We start from the raw sequence: 19511 nt of genomic DNA on the forward strand, positions 1-19511 counted from the left end.
GGGAATGAAAACACTCAAAATTGTCACACTGGGCGGCGGCTCAGGTTACACACCGGAACTGATCGACGGATTTATCCGGCGCTACGACGAATTGCCGGTTTCGCAGTTCTGGCTGGTGGATATCGCAGCCGGTGAGGAAAAGCTGAAAATCGTCGGTGCGCTGGCACAACGGATGGTCAAAAAAGCCGGGCTCCCGATGACCGTGCATCTGACCACCGACCGCGAAGCCGCGTTGCGTAACGCGGACTTCGTTACGACTCAGCTGCGCGTCGGCCAGCAGGAAGCCCGTATTCACGATGAGGCGATCCCGCTGAAATACGGCGTTCTCGGCCAGGAAACCACCGGTGCAGGCGGCTTTATGAAGGCACAGCGCACCATTCCCGTGCTGTTAGATTTGTGCCGCGATATGGAAAGGTTGTGCCCGGATGCGTGGCTGATCAATTTCACCAATCCGGCAGGAATTGTTACTGAGGCCATTGAAAAATATTCGAGCATCAAAACGCTGGGCATTTGCAGCGGTGCGAACAGCATGATGATGGATATCGCGAAGGTGTATGACGTCCGTCGTGAAGACGTATATGCCCGCGTGATGGGGCTGAATCACCTGATATTTGCCGATCAGATCGCCGTCAAAGGCCACGACGTCACCGCAGAATTTATTGAGAAACTGGCGCAGGGCAATGGCCAGAATCAGCTGCAAAACATTCCCGATACCGGATTGCCACCGGCCTTTATCCGCGCGCTCGGACTTTATCCCCTTTCCTACCTGAAGTATTTCTATCTGCACCGTGAAATGGTGGCGCACAGCGTAAAAGACAGCCAGACGCACGGCACACGCGGAGAACAAACGCGTGAAATAGAACGCCAGCTTTTTGAACTCTATAAAAACCCGCAGCTTGAGAGCAAACCGAAAGAACTGGAAAGCCGGGGCGGTGCGTATTACTCGGATACTGCCTGTTCGATCATCAGCGCGATTTATAACAACCGGCAGGAGATCCACGTCGTCAATACGCTCAATCGCGGAGCAACGCCCGATCTCGACGAAAACAGTGTGGTAGAAACGAACGCAATGATAGATCGTCAGGGTGCGCATCCTCTGGCTTACGGGCGTTTGCCGGTGAAAATCCGTGGCCTGATCCAGAGCGTCAAAGCCTTTGAGGAACTCACCATCGAAGCCGCCGTCACTGGCGATTATTCCACCGCATTAATGGCGCTTTCGGTGCATCCGCTAATGCCGTCAGTGGATATTGCCGAAAAAATTCTCGACGAATACCTCGTCGTAAACCGGCCTTTCCTGCCGCAATATCCACAATAATCACGGGCATATCACATCATGATGAAATTCATAGAATCACGACTGGTGCCGTGTCTGGTGAAAGTCGGTGATAACGTTATTCTGGTCGCGGTGCGCAACGGCATTACGCTGACGCTGCCGTTTATTATTTCCGGCAGTATCTTTTTAATTATTGCCAATCTGCCGATCCCCGGATGGACAGAATATTTAGGTCAGTTTGGCACCGCGCTGAATGCACCGGTTCTGGTCACGTTCGGGATCATCGGTTTAATTTCGGCGATGGGCATCAGTTATAACCTGGCGAAACATTATAAGCTTGACGGACTGACCTGCTGCGCCATTACTGTCGCCGTATTCCTGATGGCGCAGTTAAATGATGACTACACGCTTAACGTCGATAATCTCGGCGCCGCGGGGTTATTCTCCGCCATTATTCTTTCGATCCTCACCGTCTATATCATTCGCTTTTTCATCGAACATAAAATCTACATCCGGCTGCCGGATAATGTGCCGCCGGCCGTGCTGCAATCTTTTGTCAGCGTGATCCCGGCGATTGTCTGTCTGGCGCTGGTGTGGTTTGTGCGGGTGATCCTGCATTTTGATATCAACGCATTCTTCACGCTGATCCTCAGCCCGCTGGTCATCGGACTTGGCACACTGCCGGGCATGTTAATTTTGGTGTTTCTTATCTCGCTGCTGTGGTGTTGCGGGATCCACGGCACCAACGTGCTCTCCGGCATTACCGCGCCGATATTTCTTAAGTTTATTGTCGAAAATACTCAGGCTTATCTCAGCCACCAGCCGATACCGCATATTTTCGCTGAAGGATTTTATAACTTCTTTATTTGCACCGGCGGTTCAGGCGCGACGATGGGGCTGGTTCTGGCGATGATGATGTCGAAAAGTCGTTATTATAAATCGCTGGGTCGCATGTCTTTTGCACCCTCGCTGTTTTGTATTAATGAGCCGGTCATTTTCGGCGTGCCGATGGTGTTTAATCCGCTGATGATGCTGCCGTTAATTATCACGCCGATGCTGTTATGCACCCTGTCGTATTTTCTGATGACGTTTAACATTATTGGCCGCCCGGTATTACAAATTCCCTGGACGATGCCGCCTTTGCTGAATGGATATTTCGCCACCGGCGGCAATATTCCGGCGGCTTTGTGGTCAGGCGTCATGATTATTATTTCGACAATCATTTATTATCCCTTCTTCCGGCTGATGGAAAAGAAACAGCTGGCACTGGAAGAAGCGGGTATTCCAGTTAATGCAGCGCAGGTCAGTGCATAAACGCCAATTACAACGGAAGGAAACGTCATGAAGATAAACTGCGCATTTGCAGGATTTGGGAAAAGCGCGACACGTTACCACTTGCCTTACGTTTTACAGCGACGCGACACGTTTCAGGTTAAAACCATTTTCGATATCACCCGCCGCCCGGACATTGAAAAAGAGGAGGCGTATCAGGGCATCCGTTTCACCTCTGATCTGAACGATATTCTGCACGACGAAAGTATTACGCTGGTGACGCTGTGTACGCCGCCGCAAACCCATTATGACCTGGCAAAACGGTGCCTTGAGCACGGGAAAAATGTCATCGTCGAAAAACCGTTTACCCGGACGCTGGCAGAAGCGCAGTCGCTATTTGCGCTCGCCGCCGAAAAGGGGCTGACCGTGACGCCATATCAAAACCGGCGCTTCGACAGCTGTTTTTTAGCCGTTAAAAAAGTCATCGACAGCGGCGTGCTCGGTAAAATCGTCGAGTTCGAAAGTCATTTCGATTACTTCCGTCCTGACGCCCCCGATGCACCGGCAGACTATACCCACGGTGCTTTTTACGGGCTGGGCGTGCATCTTGTCGATCAGGTGGTCAGCCTGTTCGGACGACCAGATTTAGTGCATTACGATATCCGTTCGGTGAGAAATAAAAACAATCCTGACGATACTTTTGAACTGCAACTTTATTACGGCGAAACCAAAGCCATGGTGAAATGCAGCCATCTGGTGATGCAGCCATACCCGAAATTTATTCTTCACGGGGAAAAAGGCTCCTTTATTAAACTGAATATCGATCAGCAGGAAACCTGGCTGAAAGCCGGGAATTTACCGGGCACTCCGGATTTTGGTCAGGAAACGGAATATGGCGTGCTGAAATACATTGATGACAGCGGCCAAACCATTACCGAACATGTCGATGCGGGCAACGGCGATTATGGCCGCGTTTATGATGCTGTATATGCCACGATATGTCAGGGACATGCGCCGTATGTGCCAGCCGCTGATGTGATGACCACCATGGAAATTCTGCACCGTGCCTTTGAACAACCTGCGCCTGTATTGATCAGGCTCCGCTGAAACATCCCGGACCGGGGCGAACGCTTCCGGTCCGCGAGGCATGTGTCTATACTGCTCAAAAATAACTCTGACATGAAGAAGTTACGCTAATGACCGCCCGTTATATTGATATCAAAAACAGCCTGAAACAGGCCATCCTGAACAAAGAATATCGTGTCGGCGATAAAATCCCTTCCGAGCGGGAACTGGCGGTTCGCTTTGAAGTGACACGCGTGACGCTGCAAAAAGCCATGCATATGCTGGAGCAGGAAGGCTTTATCGAACGCATTCATGGCAAAGGGATGTTCGTTACCAAAGTTATTGAAGACAATGTTTATCTGCTCAATAACGGCACCAGCGATTCTATTCTCGGTTTTTCGCGCGAATTTAAAGATAACGTTAAAGTCTCCAGCCGCTTAATCAGCCTGAAAACGCGTAAAGCCGGTGAATATATCGCCAGTCAGCTGGATATTGATGAAAAAGACGACGTGCATTATATCCGCCGCGTCCGGCTGGTGGACAATATTCCGGTCCTGATCGAAGACTCCTATATTCCCTGTGCGATGATCGACATTATTCCTGAGTCGGTTTTACAGAACGGGTCTTTATATGAATATATCGAGAATAAAACCGGCCGGAAAATTAAATTCTATAACTCAGTGATCGAAGCTTCGCTGTTCGACGACACCCTTTCTGCGCTGCTGGAAAGCGAAACCGGTCTGCCGATGCTGAAAGTCTCTGGCATCACCAAACTGGAAGACGGAAAAACCTTCAACTACTCAATCAGTTATAACCGTGCGGACAAATTCAAAATCAAGAACAGCTGGGTTGGGAAGTAAGATCGCCCCTGCAACGTGAAGTATGAAGGGTGTAAACAGTTTATACTGTCGGCAATACGCCACTCCGGAACAATAAAGTTATGTTGAGTTACCGCCACAGTTTTCACGCAGGCAACCATGCCGACGTACTGAAACACACCGTTCAGAGCCTGATCATTGAATCTCTGAAAGAAAAAGAAAAGCCCTTCCTTTATCTCGACACCCACGCGGGTGCCGGGCGCTATCAGCTGAGCGGCGAACACGCCGAACGCACCGGCGAATATCTGGAAGGCATCGCGCGCATCTGGCAGCGGGACGATATTCCTGAAGAACTGGCGGCGTACATGTCTGTCGTCAATCACTTCAACCGCAATGAAAATCTGCGTTATTACCCGGGTTCGCCGCTGATTGCCCGTCAGCTGTTGCGCGAAGACGACAAACTGCATCTGACCGAACTGCACCCGAGCGATTTCCCGCTGCTGCGCAGTGAATTCCAGAAAGATGACCGTACCCGCGTTGCGCGTGCCGACGGTTATCAGCAGCTGAAAGCCCAGCTGCCACCGCCTTCCCGCCGTGGCCTGATCCTGATGGATCCGCCGTACGAAATGAAAACCGATTATCAGGACGTGGTAAAAGGCATTCAGGAAGGCTACAAGCGTTTTGCCACCGGCACTTACGCGCTGTGGTATCCGGTGGTGATGCGTCAGCAAATCAAGAAAATGCTGCGTGATCTCGAAGCGACCGGCATCCGCCGTATTCTGCAAATCGAGCTGGGCGTGCGCCCGGACAGCGATCAGCGCGGTATGACCGCTTCCGGCATGATCGTGATTAACCCGCCGTGGAAACTCGAGCAGCAGATGAACAACGTTCTGCCGTGGCTGCTCAAAGTGCTGGTGCCTTCCGGTACCGGTCATACTACGGTTAACTGGGTTGTGCCTGAGTAAGTAAAGCTTTTCCCCTCGCTGAGGCCTTTTTCTAAGGTCTCAGCTATCAAACCTATTACAATCATTGATCCAATCTTTCCCACAACACGTTAAACTCTTAGGCAAATTTTGAGATTAATGACGCTGAATCAGTGTCTCCATTTTTCACAACTTACGGATAAAACGATGACCAAACATTATGACTATCTGGCAATTGGCGGCGGCAGCGGCGGTATCGCATCAATCAACCGTGCAGCCATGTATGGGAAAAAATGCGCGCTGATCGAAGCTAAAGAGCTGGGCGGCACATGCGTCAACGTGGGTTGTGTCCCGAAAAAAGTGATGTGGCACGCCGCGCAAATCGCTGAAGCGATCCGCAACTACGGCCCGGATTACGGCTTTGATACCACCGTGAACAGCTTCAACTGGAAAACGCTGGTCGCCAACCGTACCGCTTACATCGACCGTATCCACACCTCGTACGACAACGTGCTGGGCAAAAATAAAGTGGACGTGATCAAAGGCTTCGCGCGCTTTGTCGACGATCACACCGTTGAAGTCAACGGCGAGAAGATCACCGCGGATCACATCCTGATCGCCACCGGTGGCCGTCCGAGCCATCCGGATATTCCGGGTGCAGAATACGGTATCGATTCAGACGGTTTCTTCGATCTGAGCGAAATGCCAAAACGTGTTGCAGTAGTTGGCGCAGGTTACATCGCGGTAGAAATCGCCGGTGTGATGAACGCGCTGGGTGCCGAAACCCATCTGTTCGTGCGTAAACACGCCCCGCTGCGTACTTTCGATCCGCTGATCGTTGAAACGCTGGTTGAAGTAATGGAAACCGAAGGCCCTGCGCTGCATAAAGAGTCCATTCCGAAAGAAGTGGTGAAAAATGCAGACGGCAGCCTGACGCTGAAACTGGAAAACGGACAAGAATTTGAAGTCGACAGCCTGGTCTGGGCGATTGGCCGCGAACCTGAAACTGACAACTTCAACCTGAAAGCGACTGGCGTGAAAACCAACGATAAAGGTTACATCGTCGTCGATAAGTTCCAGAATACCAGCGTTAAAGGCATTTACGCCGTGGGCGATAATACCGGTGCGGTAGAACTGACTCCGGTTGCCGTTGCTGCGGGTCGTCGTTTGTCTGAGCGTCTGTTTAACAACAAACCTGACGAACATCTGGATTACAGCAACATCGCGACCGTCGTGTTCAGTCACCCGCCAATCGGTACAGTCGGCCTGACTGAACCACAGGCGAAAGAGCAGTTCGGCGAAGACAACGTGAAAGTGTACAAATCCGCCTTCACCGCGATGTACACCGCCGTCACACAACACCGTCAGCCGTGCCGCATGAAGCTGGTGTGCGTCGGTGCTGAAGAAAAAATCGTCGGCATCCACGGTATCGGCTACGGCATGGACGAAATGTTGCAGGGCTTCGCGGTCGCACTGAAAATGGGCGCCACCAAGAAAGACTTCGACAACACCGTCGCCATCCACCCGACCGGTGCGGAAGAGTTTGTTACCATGCGTTAATTCGCGGGCATTGCGCTGTATTGCAATGAACAGAATGGCTGCCGATTGGCAGCCTTTTTTATTGCCGTCAGTCCAGCAAAATCACTTTCGAACTGTCCGTCTCGAATAGCGGCCTGCAGAGGATTTTATAACTGTCGCGGTCAAAGTGCGGGACGGCGATATCAAAGGCTTTCGCGGCCGCCAGCGTTTTTACTGTGCCCAGATAGAACCAGTGATTGATGACGTGATAATCCGTCTGACCATTAGCTTCTTCGACGATAGCGATCCGTCCCGGATACGGCCAGCTGCGGATTTTCAGGGTGCTTAGCGCGCTTCTGAGACGCGTCTGATGGGCTTCCGGCGTTTCTTTTCCGCAACAGACTCCGGCACATTTACCCAATGAAAAGCGGAAACAGGCGCGATTTTTTGACAGTTTTTCCAGCCCCAGCGCGCCATAACACAACTTTTCCTGATCGGCGATATCCCGGATTTTTTCGACTGCCGACATTTTAGTTTTAAACAGGCCAAATAAATCTTCGCTGTGGGAAAAATCCACATCATCGCTGAACACAATGCTGGCCGTCAGCCCCTGAAGCCGGATGGAACACAGCTTGCGGGCGGTGCGCAGACGCTTATTAAACAGCGGACGACGGGTTTTAATCAGGTCAGATTCCAGCAATAACGCGCCGACTTCACCGATCGTTTCAATGTGTTCAATATCCCGGGTCATATGCAGAAGTTTGGCTTCGGCAGGATTGCGAAAGTGCGACATCACGCGGCTGCGGATATTCACGCTTTTGCCGATATACAGCGGAAAAGCCTTATCGTCACCGTAAAAAATATAGACGCCGCTGCTGCCGGGTAAATTTTCTAAGGTATGGCGAAGATGTTCAGGGTACTGATAGAGCTCAGTAAAAAGCTCTTTTTCGGGATTCCACAAAATAGCTGACCTGCTTTGACCGGATAAACGTTGTATAGAAAACAAACGGATAATACTGGCAATGCATACAGTCATCAACCTCTGGTTAACTATTTGTTGCGTTATCCCTCTAAACAATACGAAATGGGGAAGCCATAACTACCGGAAATGTTTTCCGGTATTCAACTCTTTTTAGTGGGAAAAAGAATGCGATTAAGCCTTGAAGCCCTGCTGATCCTCGACGCGTTAGACCGTCACGGTACGTTTGCCGCGGCGGGTGCCCGACTGTTTAAAACCGCATCGGCACTGAGTTATACCGTGCAGAAAATGGAAAGTGATCTGAACATTAAACTGCTGGATCGGTCCGGCCATCGCGCCACTTTTACCCCTACAGGTCGTCTGATGCTGGACAAAGGCCGCGTGCTGCTGCGCGCTGTCAGCGAACTGGAGCAACAGGCGCAGTACGTTGAAAGCGGCTGGGAAAGCAAACTGACCATCAGCCTTGATGCCTCCGTGCCCTTTGCACTACTGACACCGCTGATCGACCGTTTTTGCGCAGAGCATCAGCATACCCAATTATTATTCCGCCACGACGTGCTCGGCGGTTGCTGGGAAGCGCTGAGTTATGGCGAAGCTGACATCGTATTTGGTGCCGTGCAGGAACCTCTCACACGCAGCGGCATTGAATATCGCCCGATCGGCTGGCTGGAATATGTGTTTGCCGTTGCGCCGCTTCATCCGTTGGCCTCGATGCCGGAACCGCTGGTGCGCGAGCAAATCCGCCAGTATCGCGCCGTGGTCGTTCACGATACATCCCGCCACAGCACCGGCGCTGATTTGCGTGTGCTGGACGAGCAGAAAATGCTGAGCGTTCATGACTTTAATGCCAAAGTTCATGCACAAATCGCCGGGCTGGGTTGCGGCTATCTGCCACGTTATCTGGCTGCGCCCCATCTGGAAAGCGGCGCGCTGGTTGAACGTCGCCTCGATTCAGAAACCCGCCGCGATCAGGCCTTTATGGCCTGGAACGAAAATGCCACCGGTAACGCTGCCATGTGGTGGCGGGAGAATTTGCAGGATTTCGACGGACTGAGCACCGTTTATAGCCCGGAATAACCGGGCTATGCATTCAGGCATTAACCCTGACGCTGTGGCGCTTTGTGCACCATGGTGTAGGCATAATCGACGCCCATGCCGTACGCACCGCTGTGTTCACGCACCAGATCCATGACTGCGTCGTAAGTCTCTTTGCGTGACCAGTCGCGCTGGTATTCGAGCAGAACCTGCTGCCAGGTGACCGGCACCGCACCGGCCTGCACCATACGGTCGATGGAACGTTCGTGAGCATCCACGCTGGTGCCGCCGGAGGTGTCGGTCACCACATACACTTCATAGCCTTCTTTCAGCGCCATCAGCGCCGGGAACGTCAGACACACTTCCGTCCACAATGCAGAGATAATCAGTTTTTTACGCCCCGTGGCTTCCACTGCTTTCACGAACGCTGCATCTTCCCAGGAATTCATCGAGGTACGCTCAATCGGCTTCACATCAGGGTGAACCGCCAGCAGTTCCGGCCAGATGTAGCCGCTGAAACTTTCCGTTTCGACTGAGGTGTAAATCACCGGCACGTTAAAAACTTTGCCCGCTTTAGCCAGAGCGACCGTATTATTTTTAAGCTGCTGGCGATCGATATTGGCGACGCCGAATGACATTTGTGGCTGATGGTCGATGAAAATCAGGGTGGAATTCTGTGGGTCCAGCAGATCGAATTTAGACATTTTCATTTCCTCTCAGAGTGCATTGTTGGGTTGTGTTCTTTTATTTAACGTTGTGTTGTTGTGCTGCTGGAATTAACAATAGGACAGGACTTCAAAAGCGGATAGCGGAAAGAATTTGGCAACTTGTTCAGATTTTTTTGACAGGTGTCAGCCTATATCAAAAGTCGTCAATACAGCTTTTTTTCAGTCTGACAGGAACAACAACACCTTTTTTGAAATCAGCAAAATCAACGCTGAAGAAACAAAAAAGGCAGGTGATTTGATAATCACCTGCCTTTTTTTATCCGACCACTTTTAGTTGTCTTTAACGCCTAATATTTTGATCTTCATGATGGAAAGCGAATTCGGCGGAATTTTTCCCGGAATGCCTTCTTTGCCATACGCCAGTTCAGGCGGAATGTAGATTGTGGCTTCACCTTGTAAGCCAAGCTTAAGTACAACTTCCTGAAGAACTGCCGGAATTTCCGTCACAGCGGCGCTGATCACATTGTTGTCTTTTTCACTGGCAATGACTTTACCGTCACCCAACGTCTCAACAATCTGCAGACGAATACTCTTATCCATCGTGACTTTTGGCTGTGAGCCCGGCTTGCTGATGAGGTAAATGAAGCCTGATTTTGCTTTAACTGCACCTTTGACTTTGCCCGCTTTATTCAGGATTTTTTGGTTATTCTCTTCATTCGAGGATTTTTGCTTTTCCTGACGTGAGCGAATATCAGTATCCAGACTGTTCAGCGACTCTCTCATGTCGTTTGTTGACATGCTGGACAGCTCATTCATCCGGTCAACAAAGCCTTTGATAATCACATTGCGATCAATTTTCTCACCGGCAGAAACCACCTGTTCGATTTTTGAATTCGCGGCTTGCCCCAGCAAATACCCGACAGAATAAGAGCGTCCGGTTTTCTTACTTTCTTTCGCCTGCAGTGTTTTTAGTTCTGCGTCACTGAGCAGTTCTCCGCCAGATTGCGTAACGGCCGCGATGCTGTGTGAGGCGAGATCTTTTTTGGTTTTTTCCAGTTCAGCTGTCAGCTTACTTTTTTCTTCGGCAGCGTTATTCGCAGCCTGCTGACTTTCAGTGAGCTGGCTGGTCAGGCGTTTAACTTCCTCAGAAGATTTTGAGAGTGCCGCCTGAGATATCTGATAATCGCTCTGCGATTTTTTGTTCGTGACCTCAGAAGCCGCCAGTTTTTCACTCTGGTCAGCACTTTGTTTCTGCAAGTCGGCCAACTGAGTTTTCAACTGCGCTGCGTCATCCGCGGCTTGTTTGAGGGTTTTCTGCAAGGCCAGGTAGTCAGCCTGTGACTTTTTATTGGCAGCTTCTGACGCTGACAATTTGTCATTCTGCTCAGCGCTTTGTTTTTTCAGGTCAGTCAGCTGGGTTTTAAGCTGGGCATTCTCATCAGCAGTTTGATTGACGCTTTTCTGCAAGGCCAGATAATCAGCCTGTGATTTTTTGATGACCGCTTCAGACACAGACAGTTTGTCATTCTGCGAAGCGTCCTGTTTTTGCCTGTCCGCCAGCTGGTTTTTCAGCTGAACATTCTCATCAGCGGCCTTTTTAAGGGTTTGCTGTAAAGCCGCATAGTCAGCCTGAGATTTTTTAGCAGCAGCATCTGACACAGACAGTTTGTCATTCTGCGCAGCGCCCTGTTTTTGCCTGTCCGCCAGTTGGTTTTTCAGCTGAACATTCTCATCAGCGGCCTTTTTAAGGGTTTGCTGTAAAGCCGCATAGTCAGCCTGAGATTTTTTAGCAGCTGCATCTGACACAGACAGTTTGTCATTCTGCGCAGCGGCTTGTTTTTGCACTGCTGCCAGCTGGATTTTCAGCTGAGCATTTTCTTCAACAGCCTGTTTGAGGGTTTTCTGCAAAGCCATAGAGTCAGCCTGAGATTTCTTATTAACCGCGTCTGACGCTGACAATTTGTCATTCCGCGCAGCGCCCTGTTTTTGCAAGTCTGCAAGCTGCGATTTCAACTGCGCATTCTCGTCTGCAGCCTTTTTAAGGTTTGTTTGCAGAGTCTGATTTTCATTCAGTGATTTGCTATTTGCAGCCACGGCAAACGCAATTTTTTCGTTCTGGCTGGCACCCTGTTTCTCCAGGGTGGACAGTTGAGTTTTCAGTTGCGCATTTTCAGCGGCAGCTTGTTTTGCGGTCATTTGCAGTTCAACCACATTGGCTTGCGATTTGTTGCCTGTACTCTCTAAAGCGTGCAATTTTTCGGCTTCTGCCTTGGATTGCTTTTGCAGCGTCTCGAACTGCGTTTTGAGCTTATGATTTTCTTCTGTCGCCTGCTGTAATGTCGCATTCAGCACCGCGAATTCCGCCAGTGATTTACCGTTGGCGTGTCCAGAGGAGACCAGTTGTTCGATGCGTGCTGAGGATTGCTTTTTCACGGTATCAAGTTGCGTTTTAATCTGCGCATTCTCAGTGCTTAATTTCTTAAAACTCGCCTCGAGGGTAGCAATTTCCTTCTGGGCTTTTTTGGTCGCCAGCTGAGAGGTGGCCACTTGCTCGGAGGCTTTTTTCGCTGAGCCGTCCTGACTGGTTTTAAACGCCGTTAACTGGGCTTTCAATGCGGCATTTTCACTCATTGTCTTTTTCAAAGACTGCTGAATATCAGCCATTTCGTCTTGTGATTTTTTTGTCACCGTCTGTGCAACGGATAATTTTTCGCTCAGGCTTTCGGCTTGTTTCTGGCTACCCTGAAGCTTCTGCAACTTAGATGCCATCTGCTGGTTTTCTTGTTGTGTGTTTTTCAGCAAATTTTGCAGTTGTTTCAGTTCATCCTGCGCTTTCTTCTGCGCAAGCTTTTGGTCTGCAGATGGCGAGACAACGGCAGGTTTGGTTTTTAATGCCTCGATCTGAACTTGTAGTTGTTGGTTTTCTTTTTGCGTATCCGCGAAGGATTTCTGCAAGGCGGCATATTGATCACGGGATTTTTCTGCTGTGGATTTTGCCATCTCGAGGGATTTTTTTAGCTGCCCGTTAGCCTTGGTATCGGCCTTGCTCTTCATCTCGCTGACATCTGCTGTGGCAGAGGGAACACGCACAGGCTGAGGTGTTTTAGGGGCCTTTTTTACCGGAGCCGGAGAAGGTTTAGGCCGCGACTGCGACGGCGGCGCGACGGCTTTTTCAACAGGTGTTTTTGGGACGACAATATCTTTTGGAGGCTGAATCAGCGGAGTGGAAGTCTTATTTTTTTCCGCAAAAACAGACGATTCCGGAGCAGAAATTAAATTTTCACTCTGCAACTGATCTAAAAGGCTCAGATTAGCATCAACGGAATCTTCAGCATGTGCCCCCTGTATGTTGATCAGTAACAGAATCAGGAAGAAAGACTTCACTCGCGCCATCATATTTTATTCACTTCCTGAGAGCGCTCGTCCATGCTCTTAAAGGTCGCACCTTTAACTCTTGCGCAGATAAGTTTCAATTTTGAGTCCAGTTCGATGTTCAGAATTTCCTGCGCATCTTTGTTTATCAGACCCTTATTCGTTTTGTAAACATCATAAGATTTTGTCAGCTGATTAAATTGTTGCTGATAAATATCAAAATCATGAGGAGAAAGACGCTGTAATGCTTTGAATTCGTTAACGCAGGTATTATTCGTACCTTTATTAACTGACGTCTCTTTTATTGTAGCCACATTATTTTTTGTGCTACATGCACTCAACGCGATTAACGCAATGAGAGTCAAAGACATTGAGCAAGGCTTATTCATGTAGATTATCCTGTAGGGTTTTACTGCTAGAACAAATTATTTTCCCAGCAAAAGACCCTGTGGAACACCCACTTTCACTGAAATGATTATTTAGCAAAACCACTACTAGACAAAAAACCATTACAATCAATACATTGCAATAATAAAAGGCAAATCAGACTTCTTTTTTATGCTAAAGAAAAGAAGAAATTGTCGATTTAACGATGCCTCAGACCATGAAAAAGGAGGCAAAAACTGACATATATCATCATTCATTTTCAGAAAACTCAGGGAATAGGTAAATACTGATTCGCATTTTCGGATAAAGCGGAATGCCCCTCAATCGCGATTAGGATGATTAGTACACATCATTATATCACGTGCAGAGGGAACAGACTGAGTATCGGATCTGTGGTTTTCAGGGTCAAAAACCAGCTGTGTGTTATAGCATCTATCTGGACAGCAAAGACTGCCCCGCAGCGGTGGATTTAAACTCTCTGGGAGGGAGGCCAAATTCGCGCCGGAAGCAGGTAGCAAAATAGGAGTGGTCATCAAAGCCGATGTCCTGCGCAATCGAGGTAATGGGTTTGTTCGAATACAGCAGCGGGTAGAGGGAATGAAACAAGCGTAATTTGGTGAGATAACGCTGGGGTGAGAAGCCGATATCCTTATCCAGGTAACGGTGCATCGTTCTGACGTTGATGGAAAACTGATCGGCCAGTTGGTTCCAGTCAATTTTCTCGTGAAAGTTCGCGTGCAGCCAGCGGATTAGCCGTAAGATCCTTCTTTCATTGGTGTTATTCTCATCATAGAAGTAACTACAGTAGCGCAAATCGACCAGCAGCCGCAGGAACAGGCTTTCCTGTTCAATACTGCCTTTATGCTGGCTGGCAATGAGTTTATCCAGGGAGCCCCGTATCAGCAAAGCGCTTTTTTTATCTAAGAAACGGTGGATGTGGAAGGAGGCAAATTGCTTAGGAATAAGGGATTCAAAGCCTTTTATCAGAAAGAAATGCTCCGAAGGTTGATAATAAATATTAATTAAGCTCAGGTCTTGCGCATGTTCATAAATGTGTAAATCAGTGGCCTGAGTAAAAAACAACATCCGTGGATAAATTGAATAGGGTTTACCATTAATAATATGCAGACCAATCCCACCGGTAATCAATGTTATTTTACTGTAATTAAACTGAGTTTTGGGTGAATAATCTTGTGGCAGACGGGAAGTAATAATCACATTTTGCTGATCAGAAACAAAATAATCCTGAAAGATAGGTTTGTTCATAGTCAAGACGTCTTGATAAGTGTTTTTTTAGATTAACGGACGGAAGTCATAAAATCTATATATTACAATAACCGGGCACTTCTAAATCGGGAAAAAATCAGTAAAGGCCGGCAATGCTCATTCAGGCCTTTACTGATGTAAAGAGGCACAGACCGTGCTATTCCTCCCCGAAGCCGGCATTGAATAACGCCTTTATCTCGAGAAATACCGCTTCTTCATCGGTTCCTTCACAAATTACCTCAACCTTTGCACCGCCTGTAATTCCGGCAGTCATTAAACCTATGACGCTTTTCCCCTTAATCACTTTATCACGGGAGATAAATTCCACTTTCGACTGACACTTCCCCACTATTTTAGCAATCGCACTGGCCGGGCGCGCATGGAGACCAGTTTTATTATTGAGCGTCAACGTTTCTTTGATCATAACGGTTCCCCGGATGAATAATGAAAATTCCGATAAATTCCCTGTACGTTTACTGAATGATCAACATATCGCTGTGACCCGTTTTAAAATAATCATTCAGAACCGTTTTGAGCAGATAAGGCGCTTTAGGAATGGCATCTATCGTGTCACCTGCAATATGTGGGGTCAGGGTCACATTATCCAGCTGGAGTAAAGGATCATCGGGACTGATAGGCTCATCCCAGCTCACATCCAGCGCAGCACCGGCTATGCGCCTGTTTTTTAACGCATCAATAAGGTCAGCTTTATGCACCATCCCGGCCCTTGCGGTATTAATAATATAGCTTCCGGCCTTCATTTTATTGAAGACGTCTTTATTGATGATATTTTCCGTTTCAGGTGTCAGTCGCATATGCAAAGAAAGGATATCTGATTGCGAAATGACAGAATCCATATCCAGTAATTCAACCCTCAGCCCTTCCTTTATGATGAGCGACTTATCGATAAAGGGGTCATGGGCAATCACTCTGACGCCCAATGCGTTAAGCCTTTTCGCCACCAGCTTGCCGATATAACCCAGGCCAATCAGTCCCACGGTATGATTGGCCAGTACCGTCTTATGCTCATCATTCGAAAAGCTTTTTCGCCATTTGCCATTTTTAATTTCATGATGCGCCCGGGCAATATTTCGGGTCTCCGCGTACATCAGGCTTAAGGTGAAATCGGCGACCGGTTCAGCATTACGGATGACATGGATAAGCGTGATGTTTTTTTCCTTCACACTGTTTAATGCAATATGCTCCAGCCCGCCCCGGCATGTTCCGATAAGTTTAAGTTTTGACGCCGATTCCAGCATACTTTTCGACACAGGGGCAATATGCACCAGCAGGTAATCCGCGTCTTTCAGTGCTTCGGTCACGCCAGCGGGAATTTCCACCGCCTCCGGGCCGTTCTTTTCAATCAGCAGAATTTTTTCCTGAAACTTTTCCTTTTCTAAATCGGAATACCATTCGTAAGAAACGACATCCAGTTCGCTTTCATCTCTGCCCGGAAAATCAATATCTTTCGCGGCATCCCTTAATGTCGCACTACTGACCAGCGCATCACCAATAATAACGAGTTTCATATTGTGTCATCCTCTATTGAGTCAGTTGATTGGGCTCACTGCCGGTACCAGCTTGTCTTTCGAGATAAGCATGTATCGACTCTTTTTTAATGCGGACGAAAAGGTAGAACACGATATATACCGCGACGCTGAGGGCGATATAGACAGGGTTTTGGGTGAGAAAAATCAGGAATAATCCGCCCATAAGATGATTGGTCATCACAGCAAAACTACAAATCAACATGGCACCCACCGGCAGAACCACACCGACATCTTTAGCGACATCGGTAAATACAGGTGCCACGGCGGTGATCATATATAAACCACCCACACACCAGATGGTCCCTGAAATTAATGATTTAAAAATATTACCGGCAGATATCGCAATGATCAGTTCGATCATGTAAGGAATAGCAATAAGGTCTACCATCGGTAACGTTTCATTGCCCGGTAATATAATCGCCAGAATAAATATAATCGGAATCAACAACATTCCGGTTAACAGTGTTGCTGATTCGCCATAACCTGCCGCATCATTAATGGCCAGGAACCAGACCCGGTCTTTGCCACTCGATTTTGCGGCTTTACGTGACGCATCGGTAATGGTAGTGAATGCAGAGGCAAACACCCCGGCGATTTTTGGGAAGATACACATGACAGCTGATGTGGCGATCCCGACTTTACAGATTTCTCCCCAGGCTTCAATGCTGCCCAGACGGGTATAATTTCCGGAAATGCCGATTAAACACCCGAGTACCAGGCCCAGTGTAATCGGCTCCCCCATGAAACCTAATTTGTCCTGTAAGGTCTGCGGATTCCATTTTATTTTGTCCGCGCCCAGCTTATTTAATATCCAGTCCACCCCTATCGCCAGCGGTACAGAGCACACATGATGAGGAGCGGTCATGGTGCATCCGGGATAGCCGTAATAAACAGACCATCGTTTAGCCACTATTTCGGAGCAAACCAGAGAATAAAGATTGGATAACAGCATCAATCCAATTGCCAGATAGATATTTCCTGTCGCGATATAGAGCATCGACCCCCACAACATAAAGGAAAAGTTATTCCACATATCTGAGGGCATAAAAATATTGGTAAAACGTGTGACAAATAAAATTGTCTGAAACAGCAATCCGAGGCCTAAAAAAATCATCCCGACATTGGTTGAATAGGCAACAACGCTTGTTGCCTGCCAGCCGGTATCCAGGATACGCAGTGAAATACCGGACGTCTCCACCATACGATTAATCACCGGCGTGACGACAGGCGTGTAGGCACCAATGAGCATCCCAAATCCGGTCAGACCAATACCGGCATTAAGCCCGGCTTTAAAGGCTTTTTTGGGGGTTACTTTCATGATGATAGCAATAATATAAATGACAAAAGGCACAACAATCGCCGCACCAAATGAATTCATAATTTTCGAAAGAATGTCTAACATGCTCAAGACTCCTTACTCTGTAGATAAGGTTTCATTATCATATTACGAACAATAAGTAGGTTCTCCACAAACCAACGTTTGTGGAGTCAGACCCTCTATATTTTCAGGCTCTCAACTTCATGCAGTAATTCTTCTATAAATCCATCTTCATCGGTACCGATTAACAACCCGACTGCATTGATGGTCGGAATATCATACTTATCCCTCAGCGGACTGGTATGAACAATAATATCCCACTTACCTGAACTTAATTGCCCTTCTACCCCGCCGGGACTGACTTCAACGGTTTTTGCCTTATATCCGTTGACTTCAAGAATATCTTTTACTTTTTCTGCCACCATGGAACTGGTGACGGTTCCTGATCCGCAGACGGAAATAACATTAATATTTTTCATAGTTACTCTTATTTGTCATTCAGCAGAAATTATAAAATGCCATCCCGTGGGGTAACATTAAAGGCATCAGCAAGGGCGCGCAGTTCCGCGCTGGTGATCGACTGTTTAATTCCGACAGCAGCGGAACGCAGATAAATATCGGCAGCTTTATCCACCGTTTCAACCAACCCGAAAGCATCATCAAAATTGCTACCTGCTCCCATAATTCCGTGATGCGCCCAGATCACAATGCGGCAATACTCCATTTTGGCAGCGGAAGCCAGACCCAGATCAATGGTGCCTGCCACCATCCACGGCACAATCCCCACGCCTTCCGGGAATACCACCAGGCATTCAGTAATTTGTTGCCACAGCGTTTTTGAAAATTTCTTTTCATCCAGATCGTGGGCAAATGTCATCGCAATCGTGGCATTCGCATGGGTGTGTAAAATAACGCGATGTTCAGGGTCATGTTTTAATCGTGTCGCATGGCATTTTAAATGTGAGGCCAGTTCGCTGGTCGGGCAACCGCCGTTTACCAGCCCCCAGAGCTGCTGATAATGTTTTCCGTCTTCAGATATTTTTAAAATAATCAGCGTATCGGCCGGATTCTTAATGACATTGCGGAAGTATTTCCCGGAACCTGAAACCATAAATATTTTATTTTTCAATTCAGGGAAAGGCATCGGCAGTGCGACTTCTGATATCACCTTTTGTGTATCAAGGTAAGGTGCCACTTCCTCTTCCCTCAGGAGATAACTGATATTACCGCCATTTCTTTCAGCCCAGCCTTTTTCCCACAGCTTGAGCGTAATATCACACATTTCTTTAATAAAGGGAGCTTCATTAATATTATAGATAATCATAACGTCACCTTTTACAATGAATGGAAAAATTCACAAATTCCTTCACGGGAATCAAGCCCGACTAACTGGCTAATCTTGTTTTCATCAGAAAATACGGACATTAATGTCTGCAATAAGACGATCTGATTTTCATCCCGGGTCACGCCAAGAGAGAAAATCCAGTCTACGTCTACTTTTTCATCCGTACTGCCCATAAGCAAAAATGTCAGCGGTTTTGTGAGTTGGGTAATCGCCACGAAAGGCTTTTTTATATACAGCGGGTCAGTATGAGGTATGGCAATATTCAGGCAGGATGTTATTAATCCTGTCGGATAATGCGCTTCCCTGACAAGAATATTTTCATGATAGGTCGCCTCAACAAATCCTTGTTTATAAAGTTTCTGATATGAATCCGAAAAAAACGCATCCTGAGTGGTATAACTGCAATTTAAATAAACCAATTCGGGTGATATAAATCCGGCCAGCGAATTTTTAGTAGTCTCCATATTTTTCCCTCCTTATTTACGGCTCAGATGTTCTGATGCTTCCGGTCGAATTTTCTTAGAAAATCAGCGTTTCCAGACTCTCTTACCTTTTCGCGTGTCATTATCCTAAGAGTCCGAACCGGCAAATTCATTAGATCCCTGGACTCATTACTTATAAACCTGTCTGTCTGATTAAAGTCGGGGTGATGAGGGTCACAACTTGCCAATGTTTCCTGGATACCGGATACGCAGAAATGAAAAAGGCACCCCCGCAAAGGA

18 protein-coding genes are annotated in these 19511 nt (G+C 47.9%); 7 read left to right on the forward strand and 11 right to left on the reverse strand.

The window, feature by feature from the left end:
• The first annotated feature begins 4 nt into the window (after nucleotides 1-4).
• The 6 genes from CKQ54_RS02460 (at nucleotide 5) to gorA (ending at nucleotide 6911) form a co-directional block, all read left to right on the forward strand.
• The gene (locus tag CKQ54_RS02460; RefSeq protein WP_120163482.1) at nucleotides 5-1315 is read left to right on the forward strand and encodes a 6-phospho-beta-glucosidase; all 1311 of its coding nucleotides are present in this window, start codon (nucleotides 5-7) and stop codon (nucleotides 1313-1315) included.
• Nucleotides 1316-1333: 18 nt separating this feature from the next.
• The gene (locus CKQ54_RS02465) at nucleotides 1334-2587 is read left to right on the forward strand and encodes a PTS sugar transporter subunit IIC (protein WP_112288050.1); all 1254 of its coding nucleotides are present in this window, start codon (nucleotides 1334-1336) and stop codon (nucleotides 2585-2587) included.
• Between the two features lie 27 nt (nucleotides 2588-2614).
• Nucleotides 2615-3652 carry an oxidoreductase gene (locus CKQ54_RS02470; protein ID WP_120163483.1) on the forward strand — a complete coding sequence of 346 codons (1038 nt, stop codon included), beginning with the start codon at nucleotides 2615-2617 and terminating at the stop codon, nucleotides 3650-3652.
• Nucleotides 3653-3741: 89 nt separating this feature from the next.
• Nucleotides 3742-4470 (forward strand): GntR family transcriptional regulator, encoded by a 729-nt coding sequence (locus CKQ54_RS02475; protein ID WP_120163484.1) that lies wholly within the window; start codon nucleotides 3742-3744, stop codon nucleotides 4468-4470.
• 80 nt (nucleotides 4471-4550) lie between these two features.
• Nucleotides 4551-5393 carry a 23S rRNA (adenine(2030)-N(6))-methyltransferase RlmJ gene (locus CKQ54_RS02480; protein WP_013573521.1) on the forward strand — a complete coding sequence of 281 codons (843 nt, stop codon included), beginning with the start codon at nucleotides 4551-4553 and terminating at the stop codon, nucleotides 5391-5393.
• A gap of 165 nt (nucleotides 5394-5558) precedes the next feature.
• Nucleotides 5559-6911: a glutathione-disulfide reductase gene (gene gorA / locus CKQ54_RS02485; RefSeq protein ID WP_120163485.1), complete on the forward strand. Its 1353-nt coding sequence runs from the start codon at nucleotides 5559-5561 to the stop codon at nucleotides 6909-6911.
• 67 nt (nucleotides 6912-6978) lie between these two features.
• On the opposite strand, the gene cho is transcribed toward gorA, so the two are convergent.
• Complete coding sequence (cho, locus tag CKQ54_RS02490; protein ID WP_120163521.1) at nucleotides 6979-7830, reverse strand: excinuclease Cho; 852 nt, start codon at nucleotides 7828-7830, stop codon at nucleotides 6979-6981.
• A gap of 186 nt (nucleotides 7831-8016) precedes the next feature.
• On the opposite strand from cho, the gene CKQ54_RS02495 reads away from it, so the two are divergent.
• Complete coding sequence (locus CKQ54_RS02495) at nucleotides 8017-8925, forward strand: LysR family transcriptional regulator (RefSeq protein WP_120163486.1); 909 nt, start codon at nucleotides 8017-8019, stop codon at nucleotides 8923-8925.
• A 20-nt stretch (nucleotides 8926-8945) separates the two neighbouring features.
• Here CKQ54_RS02495 and CKQ54_RS02500 read toward each other — a convergent pair whose 3' ends face one another.
• From CKQ54_RS02500 to CKQ54_RS02545, 10 genes are all read right to left on the reverse strand, one after another.
• Complete coding sequence (locus CKQ54_RS02500; RefSeq protein ID WP_113876934.1) at nucleotides 8946-9587, reverse strand: hydrolase; 642 nt, start codon at nucleotides 9585-9587, stop codon at nucleotides 8946-8948.
• Between the two features lie 294 nt (nucleotides 9588-9881).
• Entirely contained in the window at nucleotides 9882-12947 is a 3066-nt protein-coding gene (locus tag CKQ54_RS02505; RefSeq protein WP_120349658.1) for an FKBP-type peptidyl-prolyl cis-trans isomerase N-terminal domain-containing protein, read from the reverse strand.
• On the reverse strand, nucleotides 12944-13312 hold the full coding sequence (locus CKQ54_RS02510) for a hypothetical protein (protein ID WP_120163488.1): 369 nt from the start codon (nucleotides 13310-13312) through the stop codon (nucleotides 12944-12946). Before CKQ54_RS02510 ends, CKQ54_RS02505 begins: the two co-directional genes overlap by 4 nt.
• A 430-nt stretch (nucleotides 13313-13742) precedes the next feature.
• Entirely contained in the window at nucleotides 13743-14576 is an 834-nt protein-coding gene (locus CKQ54_RS02515; RefSeq protein WP_120163489.1) for a helix-turn-helix domain-containing protein, read from the reverse strand.
• A 157-nt stretch (nucleotides 14577-14733) separates the two neighbouring features.
• Nucleotides 14734-15000, reverse strand: a complete 267-nt coding sequence (locus CKQ54_RS02520) for an HPr family phosphocarrier protein (protein WP_120163490.1) — start codon at nucleotides 14998-15000, stop codon at nucleotides 14734-14736.
• Nucleotides 15001-15049: 49 nt separating this feature from the next.
• On the reverse strand, nucleotides 15050-16105 hold the full coding sequence (locus tag CKQ54_RS02525; RefSeq protein WP_120163491.1) for a 2-hydroxyacid dehydrogenase: 1056 nt from the start codon (nucleotides 16103-16105) through the stop codon (nucleotides 15050-15052).
• 13 nt (nucleotides 16106-16118) lie between these two features.
• Nucleotides 16119-17528 carry a PTS galactitol transporter subunit IIC gene (locus tag CKQ54_RS02530; protein ID WP_120163492.1) on the reverse strand — a complete coding sequence of 470 codons (1410 nt, stop codon included), beginning with the start codon at nucleotides 17526-17528 and terminating at the stop codon, nucleotides 16119-16121.
• A gap of 95 nt (nucleotides 17529-17623) precedes the next feature.
• Nucleotides 17624-17923 (reverse strand): PTS sugar transporter subunit IIB, encoded by a 300-nt coding sequence (locus tag CKQ54_RS02535; protein ID WP_120163493.1) that lies wholly within the window; start codon nucleotides 17921-17923, stop codon nucleotides 17624-17626.
• Nucleotides 17924-17952: 29 nt separating this feature from the next.
• Nucleotides 17953-18768 carry a rhamnulose-1-phosphate aldolase gene (gene rhaD, locus CKQ54_RS02540; RefSeq protein WP_120163494.1) on the reverse strand — a complete coding sequence of 272 codons (816 nt, stop codon included), beginning with the start codon at nucleotides 18766-18768 and terminating at the stop codon, nucleotides 17953-17955.
• Between the two features lie 11 nt (nucleotides 18769-18779).
• Nucleotides 18780-19253 (reverse strand): PTS sugar transporter subunit IIA, encoded by a 474-nt coding sequence (locus tag CKQ54_RS02545; RefSeq protein WP_120163495.1) that lies wholly within the window; start codon nucleotides 19251-19253, stop codon nucleotides 18780-18782.
• Nucleotides 19254-19511 lie beyond the last annotated feature (258 nt).

Origin of the sequence: Rahnella variigena, assembly GCF_003610915.1 — a bacterium.
Taxonomy (GTDB): Bacteria; Pseudomonadota; Gammaproteobacteria; order Enterobacterales; family Enterobacteriaceae; genus Rahnella; species Rahnella variigena.